Raw genomic sequence first — 12,725 nt, forward strand, 5'->3', positions numbered from 1 at the left:
GGTTGCGGAGACAGGACTTGAACCTGCGACCTCCGGGTTATGAGAAATTCAAAGTTTGTGCGTTAGGGTGCTGTTTTGTTGGGTTTGGTGGTATTGCGTACCAAGGCTCGAAATAGATTTTGTCCCATGTGTACAAAAGGGTGCTGCATCGTGCTGACCCGTTCCAAACCCTTTTGGGGGCAGTTTTGGGGGCAAATCTGCGAGACGGATTCTGACTCGCAACGCTCAAATAAATGCGCAGCTTTGGTTCCATTGAGAAAAGTGGATACTCATATCACAGGGTTCACGCAAGTGAAAAGCCTAACGAGCCAGTATATAAGTTTTACTCTGCGGCAAGAAGTTGTACGCAAGCACTACTCCACGCCATCCCCATGCACCGCCCCTGTCACCGCGAGAAACGCCTCTGTTTGGGTACGTTTGCAACGCATCGGCACGGTGCCTGTCCAGCCAAATATTGCCCCAAATTCCCCGTTTTCCGGGGATTTTTTATTTTACAGCAAAGGCATTTACCTGAACGGGATTTCCCTGTACAGGTAAATCCAACGCAAATAAATAACTAAATAAATAAAATACTAAGATACTATCGTATCCTATCCGTAAAACTACAAAAAAACGAATTTTTGCCACTGTAATCTTGCAGGGATGCGTACAGCTTAACACCGGAGAGTACAACTTACGATTGCACCCGTCCAAGCCAATGCGGTATAATTTACTTATCCCATCAGCGCCGTCCAGAGCATACTGAACGGCATAACTAAAATCAGGGCTGGCATCAGATCCACCAGAGGTACGGACTTGATGCGGGAGACGCGGAAGCCGGCGGCCATGGTCAGGATTCCGCCGCAGGCGGAGAGGTCGGCGAACATCGTGGGTGTCAGCACACCGGACAGACCGCGCCCGGCCAGAAACACCAGCAGCAGAATTGCGCACTGGGGCAGCGGAATGGCGCAGATGGCCGCGCCCAGGGTGGACGCAAAGATCAGCGCGGTGAAGCCGTCCAGCACGGCCTTGGACATGAGCAGGCTCGGATCGCCGGCGATGCCCTCGGTCAGGGTGCTGTACCAGCCGAAGCCGCTGCAGCAGAACAGCGCCACCGCTGTGATATAAAACTCCATATCAATATCATCGCCGCCAAGGTGCATGAACTTGACCAGCTTATGGAAAAAACGGCTGGTCCAGTATTCCAGATGCAAAAGATGCCCGATGGTGAAGCCGACCAGAATGGCCAGCACCACCGCCGTCATACCCGATGCCTTGATGACCGAGTTGACGCCGATGCCGATGGAGCACAGGCCGAACATCGTCGGCAGATGCTCTTTGAGTGTCTCCGGCAGAACCTTTCCCAGCAGGGTTCCCAACAGGCCGCCCAGCAAAACGGCCCCGCAGTTTGTGAATACGCCGATTGGCATTTTGAACATTTCCTCTTTCTTTGTGTAGTTTTATTATATTGCCTCAGCTTTTCCTGCGCAATACAGCAAAAGCGGCGCTGCATCCCGGCAGCGCCGCATTTTTTACTGCCGCAGCAGCTCTATGATGTAATCGCCGAATTCAGCGGTTGTCACACAGCGGCCGTCATGGCGGGGCAGTTCCTCAGTGCAGAACTTATCGGCACTGGCCTTGCGCAGCGCTTGACGCAGACGTTTTCCTAAGTCAGGACGGGCAAGGCTATGCTCCAGCAGCATGGCGGCAGCGTGTAGGATGCCCGCCGGACAGGCTCCGTTCGAGAGCGCTAATGCCTCATTCGGGTTGTGCAGCTGGTTGGTCGTATAAATGCCGCGGCCATCGGGGGCAAGCTCTGCCGAACCGAACAGCATTGGCGTACCAGAAATCTGCGCCAGCTCATCCGCGATAATATCCCCAAAGACATTGTTCGTCACAATTACATCGAACGACCACGGCTGGCGGATTACCTCCATGCTGGCTGTGTCAATATAGCAGTGGCGCAGCTCAACATCGGGGTATTCCTTTGCCAGCGCCGTGACCTGATTGCGCCACAGTACCCCGGAGGCCAGCACATTGGCCTTATCCAGGCTGCAGACCATATGCTTGCGCTGTCGCGCTTGTTCAAAAGCAACGCGGGCAGTCAGTGCCACGGTTTCCTCATTATAATATTCGGTATCGCAGGCCTCGCAGCCATGCACGCCTTCCCAGCTGTCATGCGGACCGGCCAGCATACCGCCGCGGATATCCCGCACAACGAGGACACGGAAGCCCTTTTCGATCAGTTCCGGGCGCAGGGGTGAAAATTCTTCCAGCCCCGGCAGCAGGAACACCGGGCGCAGGTTCGTGCAGACGCCAAACAGCTGCCGCAGCTCCATCAGAGTGCGCTCCGGGCGGCGGTCAGGCGGCAGGGTGTTGTATTTTGCTGCGCCGATATTCCCAATCAGCACCGCGCTGCACTGTGCGGCCTGTGCCTTGGTCTCCGGCGGCAGCGGGTCGCCACAGTGCTCAATTGCAGCGCCGCAGGCTTCCAGCAACAAAATTTCAACATTCAGACCGGTCGTTTGTTGAAAATATTGTAAGACCTTCACCGCCTGTGCTGCCAGCTGCGGGCCGACGCCGTCACCGGGAATAATGCCTACTTTTTTCATCGGCTTACTTGTCGAAGTCAAAGCCGTTCCAGCAGGGAATGCCCGTATACTCCTTGGGTTGCTCCTCGCCGCTCAGCACACGGATGGCACCGGCGGCCAGCGCCTCCATCTCAAACTCGCCCGCCATAACCGTGACCGACGCGATGAATTTCAGCTTGCGGGTCAGCTCTGCATCCACATACTTGTCATAGCTGATGCCGCCGGTCAGGATAATGCCGTCCACATCGCCCTCCAGCGCAGCGGCCATAGCGCCCGCCTGCTTGGCAATCTGGTAAATCATAGCATCATAAATCAGCTTGGCATACTGGCTGCCCTCGTCAATCATCTTGCAGACCTCACGGGCATCGCTGGTGCCCAGATGGTCCACCAGACCGCCGGTTTTGGTGATTTTATCATACATCTGGCGCTCGGTGAATTTGCCGGAGAAGCACATCTTCACAACGTCCTTGACCGGCAGCGCGCCGCAGCGGGTGGGTGCCATCGGGCCGTCGCCCTGTGCAATGTCGTTGGAATCAATCATCTTGCCCTTGCGGTGGGCTGTGACCGAGATACCGCCGCCGATGTGGCAGATAATCAGGTTCATTTCTTCGTATTTTTTGCCGAGCGTCTTGGCGTAGCGGATGCCGATTTCCTTCTGGTTCAGGGCGTGGATGCGGCTCTCGCGGTAGATGCCCTTCAGGCCGGTGACGCGGGCTTCATCAATGAACTCATCCACATCCGGCGGGTTGACCACAAACGCTGCGCCGCCGTACTGCCCGGCAAACTCATGGGCCAGCTGTGCGCCCAGTGTGGCGGGGTGCTTGACGGTGAAGCCGACGCGGGCGTGCTCGAGCAGCTGGTCATTGACCGTGTAGGTGCCGCCTGCAATGTTGACCAGACCGCCGCCGCGGCCGACAAAGGCATCCACACCCTCCAGCGTCTGCCCGGCAGCCGCCAGCTCATCGAGAATCATCTGCTTGCGGTAGGGGAGCTGGTCGTTGATTTCGGCGAACTTTTTCAGCTCCTCCGCATCATGGGAAACATTTTTGCTGAACACCTCTTTATCGCCCTCAAACATAGCGATTTTGGTGGAGGTGGAGCCAGGATTGATGGCAAAAACTTTATATGCTTTCATAAAAAACTCCTTAAAAAAGACAGATGCCGGGGGGCGGCAGCCGTATCGGCTCCGGCTCCCGGCATCTGTCAGGACAAAAACGAAGAAGAGAAGATAATGGCGATTACAGGAACATCGGGTAAAGCAGACCAATCCAGATAACCATCAGCGCACCGCCGATACGGGTGGAGATGGAGGCGAATGCCAGCAGATCCATACGGTCGGCAGCGGTCAGAACGGCCAGGTCGCCGGAACCGCCGATGTTGCAGCAGCACAGACCAGCGGTGACACCGGCCTCATACGGATACAGACCGGACAGGCGGCCGAACAGCATAGCGCCGATGAAAGCACCCAGAACGCCCAGAACGATAACCAGCAGAGCGCCGGGGGTGAAGTAGCTGGTCAGGTCGGTAATCTTCAGAGAGCAGACGCCGATACCGGCAATCAGCATGGGCAGCAGTGCCTTGAGGGCAAACTGCATCGAATAAACGCACTTGTAGGAGATTTCCTCCGGCAGGATGCCGGTGCACTTGATGATGATGGCCAGGATGATGGTCCATGCCAGACCTGCAATGTTGTCCAGCACAGGGATGTGAGCCAGCAGCTCACCAGCCAGATAGAGGGTCAGCGCCATGAAGATACCGCCGCCGAGGGCTGCATAGTCCGGGCTGGTGACAGGGCGTTTCTCGCCCTTGACGGAATCCTCGGCCTCGATCTTATCCTGCTTGATGAGGATGTTGCCGTTGCCGTTCATACCGGGAATCTTCTTAGTGACGGCACCGCCGATAGCTGCAAAGAGAACAGCCAGAACGTTGGCGATAGAAGCATAGCAGAGGAACTGACCCGCCAGACCGGTCATATCCTCACCGGTCAGGGTGGAGTAGAGGCTGGGAAGGGTAGTCATAGCGCCTGCAGAACCGCCGGACATACAGGGAGCGCCGACATTGAAGAGTGCTTCCTTGACGCCGAAACCGGTAATCACACCGCCGACCACGCAGAACAGCAGGGCAAAGACCTGACTGCCGATGACGGTAGGCAGATATCGTGCTGTGGCGTTCAACAGTACCTTACGGTCCATCACCAGCACCGAGCCGACCAGCAGCAGGGCAATGTAGGTATCCTGAAAGCCGGTTTTCATCAGAACCTTGCAGCCGTTCTGCAGGTTTTCGGGAATCAGACCAAGGTAGTTCATCAGGGAAGCGCCAAACAGCGGAAGCAGGCAGGCGCCGCCAAGATAATTGTTGACGATGGGAATCGTATTGCCAAGCCAGAAGAACAGACCGCCGATGCACATCAGGAACGCGACCGTGGCGACAAAGGTAGTGGCCACGTAGGTGCCCGCATCATTGGAATACACCTTTGCGGTGGGCAGAACGCCCAGATAGGTACACAGCATGACAACTGCAAAGAACGGTACAAAGTATTTAAAGTTCAAACCGCATACGTTGAACTTGATGCCGTTTTTCATAGGGATTTCTCCTTCACGTTTTACACATTCAGCTGTTGCTGCCAATCAGGGCAGCCAGCACGATGGACATATACTTGTCATCGGCAGAGGCAGCGCGGGAAACCAGCAGAACCGGAACCTTTGCGCCCAGAACCACGCCGCCGGTGCGGCCGCCGCCAATTACAGTGATTGTCTTGGCAGCAGCGTTGGCCGTCACAATGTTGGGCATCACCAGCAGGTCGGCATCACCGGCCACAGGGCTGACATAGCCCTTGATGGGTGCGGATTCGGGGTCCATCGCCAGATCAAGGCTGATGGGACCTTCAACGGTGCATCCGGGCACTCCCTCCTGCTTGATGGCATCGGCGTCCACGGTTTCGGGCATCTTCGGGTTGACCTTCTCAACCGCGGCAATGACAGCAACCTTGGGGTTTTCCTCGCCCAGCGCATGGAAAGCGCCGACTGCGTTGGCAATCATAGCCTTCTTCTGCTCCAAGGTGGGGTAAATCAGCAGAGCCGGGTCGGTGATGGCAAAGACCTTGTGGTAGTGCGGGCTTTCAAAGAAGCCTACCAAGCTCATTGTATCACTTTTTCGGATGCCGTGGTCCTTATTGACCAAAACTTTCATCAGCGCGCCGGTCTCGATTTTGCCCTTCATAATGCAGTCTGCCTGCCCCTCGCGGGCGAGGTCGGCTGCCTTCTGGACACATTCGGTCGGATCGTCAATGTCGATGATTTCCGCTTTGCTCTCATCAAAGCCGATTTTAGCAAGGATAGCCTTGATTTCCTCGGCCTTGCCAATCAGAACCGGCTGCACCAGACCGTCATTGGCGGCATGGGCCACAGCCTGCAGGGTGTGCTCGTCCTGCGCGACGGCCACCGCCACGCGGCGGGTGCCGGGCTTGGCGCGGAGCATCTCCTTCAACTGTTCAAAATTCTTCAGCATGGGATTTTTCCTCCTTTCCTTACAGAGTACGCGGGTCAGAAACTACCCCGGCCAGTGCGGTGGCGGCTGCCACTGCGGGGCTGCACAGGTAGCTGAGCGTTTTCTTGGTACCCTGACGGCCGATGAAGTTGCGGTTTGCGGTAGACAGAATGCGCTCATCATCGTACATCAGGCCGTAGGGCATACCGCAGCACAGGCCGCAGCAGGGGTGGCAGATCACAGCGCCGGCCTCGATAAAGGTCTTGATGTAGCCGCGCTTGATAGCTTCCTTAAAGACACGGTTCGTGGCCGGAACCACGATAAACCGCATCGTATCGGGAACGTGCTTGCCTTTCATGATTTCTGCCGCAACAGCCAAATCTTCAATACTGCCGTTGGTGCAGCTGCCCAGATAGACCTCGTCAATCGGGGTGCCGAGCACTTCATGCAGCGGGTGGACATTGTCCACGCCCTGCGGGCAGGACAGCTGGGGTTCCAGCTCGCTGACATCGTAGGTCAGAACTTTTTCGTAGTGGGCATCGTCGTCGACGCAGACCCAGTCGATTTCCTCCAGAGGCATGCCGTAGTATGCGGCGGTCTTTTCGTCGGCTTCAAACAGGCCGCACTTGGCACCGGCTTCCAGCGCCATATTGGCAACCGTGAAGCGCGCCATCATGCTCATCTCGTGGGCGGCAGGGCCGGTAAATTCCAGGCTCTTGTACTGGCCGCCGTCGGCCTTGATGTCGCCTAAGATTTTCAGGATGACGTCCTTGGAGAGGACGCCGTCGGGCAGGTGGCCGTTCAGCACGATCTTGATTGCCTCGGGCACTTTGAACCACAGCTCGCCGGTGATGAGGGCGGCGGCCATCTCGGCCGTGCCGATGCCGGAGCAGAAGTTGCCCGCGCCGCCGTAGGTGGTGGTGTGGCTGTCCGTTGCGGTGGCAATGCAGCCAGGCTTGGCGTACTTTTCCTCGTGCATGATGCTGTGGCAGATGCCCTCGCCGATGTGCAGCTTTTTGATGCCGTAGCGGCGGGAAAGTTCGAGACCCGCATCATAGTGGGCGGAGTCGTTCTTGGCGACCGCCGTGGGCATGCAGTGATCGAAGATGATGGTAACTTTGTCCGGGTCCGCGATCTTGTCCGCGCCAATCTGCTCCAAAGTGTCCAGCAGGTAGGGGGTGTAGATATCGTGGATCATGAACATATCCGGGTGGGTAATGACGATATCGCCGGGCTTGACCTCATCGACACCTGCGTTTTTGCGCAGCAGCTTTTCGGCCATCGTGAAGCCCTTCTTGCGGCGGGCAGTGTAGTCCAGCTCGTGCGGCTCGCTGGGCTGGACGCCCTCGGCGAGGCGGCGGCGTGTATCGGCAATCAGACCGCCGTTGGCGACGATGTTGAACAGGTTTTCCGGTACGGCACCGACCGTGAAGGTCTGGCCGTTGGCGCTGACGGTGTGGTTGTCCACATCGACGGTGACGATGTCGCCGCCGGTGACGACATCTTGGATGCCGTCGCAAGTCAGCAGCAGGATACCGCTGTTGAACGCATTGCGGAAGAAGATGCGGGCAAAGCTCTTGGCGATGATGCAGCGCACGCCGTTATGGCTCAAGACCGTGGCCGCCTGCTCACGTGAAGAACCGCAGCCGAAGTTGGTGCCTGCGATGAGGATATCGCCGGGCTGCACGGTGGAGCCGAACTCCGGCTTGAGCAGCTCAAAGGCGTATTTCTTCATTTCCTCGATGGTGGGGATGGTGCCGCGCTTGCCGGGGATGATGGTATCGGTGTCGATATCATTGCCGAAGGTCCATACCTTACCGCTGAAAATTTTATCCATTGTACGAACCCTCCTTTACAGTGTCCGGGTGAACGAGGCGCAGGCCACGGTCTCGACCGATGTGGTGTAGACCTTGGAATCTGCGACGCCCATGCAGCCGTTGTAGGTGTACAGGCCGGTGGTGACAAGGGTCTCACCCTTGCCGATGACGCCTGCGCCCTGGCGGACCACGCTGTGGTCGCCCGCAGCGGAGATCTGTGCGCCGTAGTCGATGAAGAGTTCCAGCAGGCCCTCCTCACAGGCGGCGATGTAGTCAGCGCTGGTGGCGGGGCAGATGGTCAGGCGGAAACCGCGGGCCAGCTTTTTGCCCTTAATGATGTTGGCCGCCACACGCAGGTCCTCGATGGTGCCGCCGGTAAAGCCGCCGATCTGACCGGCGGTCACATGGGTACCGGCCAGCTCGGCCACCGGGCGGATTTCCGCCATATGCTGGGCAGAACGCACCTCACAGGGCAGGACTGCCATCGGCTCTACGGTGGAGAGGTCAAGCACACGGTCGGTGTCGCCCTCCTCCACGCAGAGGGCCGTCACGGCACCCGTGCCGCAGGCCATCGAGCAGAGAACGCTCTTTTCATGAGCAGAGAGCGCCGGTGCCACGAATTTAACGATGCTGCCAGGGACGCACTTGCTGTTTTTCAGCAGGGTGAGCGCCGCGTCCATCATCGAAACACCGTCCTTCAGCTTGCCTTCCACGCGGAAGATGACCGTGTGGGGGACAATCAGCTGATATTTGCCGGTTTCCAGCACGCGGGCCAGCTCCAGCGGGCTGACGTTAAAGCCGAGCGCACCGTTTGCGCCGAAGATGGCGCTGTGGCTGCCGCCGCCGACCACAACCTGGCCGGGGAGGACGACCTCCTTGAACATATACTGGTAGGCAACGCCCTGTGCCTGAATGAAACGGCAGCCGAATTTTTTGGCGAAATCGCGAATCACGCCGAACACGCGGGCACCCTCGGGGTCACCGGTGGGAACATTATGGTCAAAGAACACCAGCACCTTATCGGGGTTGGCAACGCTCTTTGCCTCCACCGCGGCCAGATAGGAAACGCCGTCATTTACCACGATGTAATCGGGCTCCAGTGTGACAACGCTGCCGGGGGCTGCGGTCAGCAGGGTATCAAAATTGTTTGCCATCGTTTGCTCCTTCACAATCCGGGTTACTTTTCCTCGGCCAGCACCTTGTAGCCTGCATAGCGTTCCTTGGCGTCCTGTTCGCTCTTGGCGTAGAGGTCGGGTGCGAGGTCGGGGAACTTGCGGGCCAGGCTGGAATAACGGACCTCGCCCTGCAGGAAGCTCTGGTAATCGCCGGTCGGCTCCTTGCTGTCGAGCTGGAACGGGTTCTTGCCGGCGTCAATCAGGCGCGGGTCATAGCGGTACAGCTGCCAGTAGCCGCAGTTGACGGCGTTCTTCATCTCGGTCATAACGTTGGCCATACCGGCGCGCAGACCGTGGTTGATGCAGGGGGAGTAGCAGATGACGATAGAGGGGCCGTCATAGCTTTCTGCCTCCTTGACAGCGCGGAGCAGCTGGGCCGGGTTTGCACCCATAGCCACCTGTGCCACATACACATCGCGGTAGCTCATGGCCATCATGCCCAGGTCCTTCTTCTTGGTGCGCTTGCCGGCGGCAGCAAACTGTGCCACGGCAGAGCGCGGGCTGGACTTGGAGGCCTGTCCGCCGGTGTTGGAGTAAACCTCGGTGTCAAAGACCATAATGTTGACGTTGGCACCGGTGGAAATCACATGGTCCAGACCGCCGTAGCCGATATCGTAGGCCCAGCCGTCGCCGCCGAAGATCCACACGGACTTCTTGCGCAGATGCTCGGCATTGCGCTGTACGTAGTCGAGTGCTTCCTTGGCGTCCTCCGGCACTTCTGCACCGGTCACAGCCGCCTTCAGCGCATCGCTGACGGCCTCGCTCTTGGCACTGACATTAAAGTTATCGTCCCATGCCTTCGCCGCAGCATACAGGTCGCTGTTCTCGTCAATCTTGCTCATCAGCTCCTCTACCTTGGTGCGGAGTGCTGCGCGCTGCTGCTCGACAGAGAGGCTGATGCCCATACCGAACTCAGCGTTGTTCTCAAACAGAGAGCCGCCCAGTGCGGGGCCAAAGCCCTTCTTGTTGGTGCAGTAGGGGAAGCTGGGGAAGCTGGTGGCCCAGACCTGAGAGCAGCCGGTTGCGGTGGCAATGTACATATGGTCGCCGAACAGCTGGGTGACGAGCTTTGCATACGGGGTCTCGCCGCAGCCTGCGCAGGAGCCGTTGAACTCCAGCAGGGGCTGGTTGAACTGGCTGCCCTTGACGGTGTCATCGCCGTAGGTGTTGCGCACCTCCGGCAGCGCGTCGATGTACTCCCAGTTGGCTTCCTCGTGGCGCTGGGTGTCCAGCGGCTCCATCGTGATAGCCTTGGTCGGGCAGACCGTCACGCAGCTGCCGCAGCCCTGGCAATCCAGAACAGCCGTCTGCAGGCGGAACTTGTACTCGCTAGCCTTGGGCTTGGTGTCGGCAACCTCCATCTTTTCGGGGGCGTTGGCAACCTCCTCCTCAGTCAGCAGGAAGGGCCGGATGGCCGCGTGGGGGCAGACGTAGGAGCACTGGTTGCACTGCACGCACTTGGAGGCATCCCATGCGGGAACCTTGACGGCCACACCGCGTTTCTCATACTTAGAGGTAGCCTGCGGCCAGGTGCCGTCCTCGAGGCCGACGAAGGCGCTGACAGGCAGCTCATCGCCGTGCATATTGTTGACCGGCTCCAGAATCTTGGTGACGAACTCCGGCACATCCTTGCGGGGTGCGGGCGTTTCATCGGCCAAATCAGCCCAGGAGGCGGGGTAGTCAATCTTGACGGCGCCGCAGATGCCGCGGTCAACAGCGGCATAGTTCATATTGACGACCTTTTCGCCCTTTTTGCCGTAGCTCTTCAGGGCGGCGGCCTTCATGTACTCCACAGCCTTGTCATCGGGGATAATGCCGGTGATGTGGAAGAAGGCAGCCTGCAGAATCGTGTTGGTGCGGTTGCCCAGACCCAGCTCGGCAGCGATGGCCACAGAATCAATGACATACAGGTTGATGTGCTTGCGTGCAATCGCGCGGCGCATCGAAACCGGCAGATGAGCGTCCAGTGCGGCAACATCGGCCCAGTCGCAAGCCAGCAGGAAGCTGCCGCCCTCCTTCAGGTCAGAAACCATGTCGTAGTTGGCGACATAGGCTTTATTGTGGCAGGCCACAAAGTCAGCGTGGCGGACCAGATAGCTGCTGCGGATGGGCTCATCGCCGAAGCGCAGATGGCTCTTGGTGACGCCGCCGGACTTCTTGCCATCATACTCGAAGTAGGCCTGTACGTATTTATCGGTATGGTCGCCAATAATCTTGATGGTGTTCTTGTTGGCACCGACCGTACCGTCGGAGCCGAGGCCCCAGAACTTGCAGCTGCAGGTACCGGCAGGCACAATGTTGATTTCCTTGCCGACAGCCAGAGAGCGGTGGGTCACGTCATCATCAATGCCGATGGTGTAGTGGTTGGCAGGCTCGGCAGCGGTCATATTCTCATACATCGCAACAATCTGGGCGGGGGTGGTGTCCTTGCAGGCCAGACCGAAGCGGCAGGCGTAGACCGGCAGGTCGCTGCGGAACTCCTTCAGCACGCTGCAGACATCCTCATACAGAGGCTCGCCGGTAGCGCCGGGCTCCTTGGTGCGGTCCAGAACGGTGACAGCCTTGACGGTGGCAGGCAGTGCGTTCAGCAGGTACTGCACCGGGAACGGGCGGTACAGATGAACGTTGACATAGCCGACCTTCTTGCCCTGTGCGCGCAGATAGTCGATGGTCTCGGCAGCGGTTTCTGCCACACTGCCCATACCGACCAGCACATACTCAGCCTCAGGATCGCCGTAGTAGTTGACGCAGTGATACTCGCGGCCGGTCAGCTCGCTCATCTTGCCCATGTACTCCTCCACGATCTCCGGCAGAGCATCGTAGTAGGGGTTCATGGCCTCGCGGCACTGGAAGTAGGTGTCGGCGTTCAGGCCGGCAGTGCGCAGCAGCGGGCGTTCGGGGTTCAGGCTGCGCTTGCGGAATTTCTCCAGTTCCTCATAGTCGACCAGCTTGGCAAGGTCGTTGAAGTCCAGCACATCAATCTTCTGGATTTCGTGGGAGGTGCGGAAGCCGTCGAAGAAATGCAGGAACGGCACATGGCCCTTGATGGCGGACAGATGCGCCACAGCGCCGATGTCCATGCACTCCTGCACGTTGGAGGATGCCAGCAGGGCAAAGCCGGTCTGGCGGCAGGCCATAACGTCGGAATGCTCGGCGAAGATGGAGATATTATTGGTAGCCACGTTGCGGGATGCGGCGTGGATAACGGCGGGCTTCAGCTCACCGGCAATGCGGTACATGGTGGGGATCATCAGCATCATGCCCTGGCTGGCCGTGTAGCTGGTGCCGAGGCTGCCGCTGTCCAGCGCGCCGTGCATGGCGGAGACTGCGCCGGCCTCGCTCTGCATCTCGACCAGCTTGACCGACTGGCCGAAGATGTTCTTCATGCCGCTGGCTGCCCATGTATCAACATGGTCTGCCATCGGGCTGGAGGGGGTGATGGGATAGATGGCTGCAATTTCGGTAAACGCATACGATGCGTATGCGGCTGCCTCATTACCGTCCATTGTTTTCTTTTTAGCCATAAGGATTCCGTCCTTTCTGCGGTTGCTCTGTTTCTTGCGTTTTTGTCTTGTAACTTTATCCTTACTTAGCTGTATCGATTTACCTGTTTGCAGTATAGTGTATCGTTTTAGCAACGTCAAGACCCCTGGCGCAACTTCGGCGGTTTGCAAAAT

8 protein-coding genes are annotated in these 12,725 nt (G+C 58.3%); all 8 read right to left on the reverse strand.

Annotation, left to right across the window (positions count from 1 at the left end):
- Positions 1-713: 713 nt before the first annotated feature.
- The gene (locus NE623_RS12735; protein ID WP_256272386.1) at positions 714-1,409 is read right to left on the reverse strand and encodes a DUF554 domain-containing protein; all 696 of its coding nucleotides are present in this window, start codon (positions 1,407-1,409) and stop codon (positions 714-716) included.
- Between the two features lie 102 nt (positions 1,410-1,511).
- Complete coding sequence (locus tag NE623_RS12740; RefSeq protein ID WP_256272385.1) at positions 1,512-2,591, reverse strand: isocitrate/isopropylmalate family dehydrogenase; 1,080 nt, start codon at positions 2,589-2,591, stop codon at positions 1,512-1,514.
- Between the two features lie 4 nt (positions 2,592-2,595).
- Entirely contained in the window at positions 2,596-3,705 is a 1,110-nt protein-coding gene (buk, locus tag NE623_RS12745; RefSeq protein WP_256272384.1) for a butyrate kinase, read from the reverse strand.
- A 103-nt stretch (positions 3,706-3,808) separates the two neighbouring features.
- Entirely contained in the window at positions 3,809-5,152 is a 1,344-nt protein-coding gene (locus NE623_RS12750) for a 2-hydroxycarboxylate transporter family protein (protein ID WP_256272383.1), read from the reverse strand.
- Positions 5,153-5,180: 28 nt separating this feature from the next.
- Positions 5,181-6,077: a phosphate acyltransferase gene (locus NE623_RS12755; protein ID WP_256272382.1), complete on the reverse strand. Its 897-nt coding sequence runs from the start codon at positions 6,075-6,077 to the stop codon at positions 5,181-5,183.
- A gap of 19 nt (positions 6,078-6,096) precedes the next feature.
- Positions 6,097-7,893: an aconitase/3-isopropylmalate dehydratase large subunit family protein gene (locus NE623_RS12760; protein WP_370866752.1), complete on the reverse strand. Its 1,797-nt coding sequence runs from the start codon at positions 7,891-7,893 to the stop codon at positions 6,097-6,099.
- Positions 7,894-7,908: 15 nt separating this feature from the next.
- On the reverse strand, positions 7,909-9,027 hold the full coding sequence (locus NE623_RS12770) for an aconitase family protein (protein WP_256272381.1): 1,119 nt from the start codon (positions 9,025-9,027) through the stop codon (positions 7,909-7,911).
- A 23-nt stretch (positions 9,028-9,050) separates the two neighbouring features.
- Positions 9,051-12,572: a pyruvate:ferredoxin (flavodoxin) oxidoreductase gene (gene nifJ / locus NE623_RS12775; RefSeq protein ID WP_256272380.1), complete on the reverse strand. Its 3,522-nt coding sequence runs from the start codon at positions 12,570-12,572 to the stop codon at positions 9,051-9,053.
- Positions 12,573-12,725 lie beyond the last annotated feature (153 nt).

It is taken from the genome of Gemmiger formicilis, from assembly GCF_024462815.1.
Classification (GTDB): domain Bacteria; phylum Bacillota; class Clostridia; order Oscillospirales; family Ruminococcaceae; genus Gemmiger.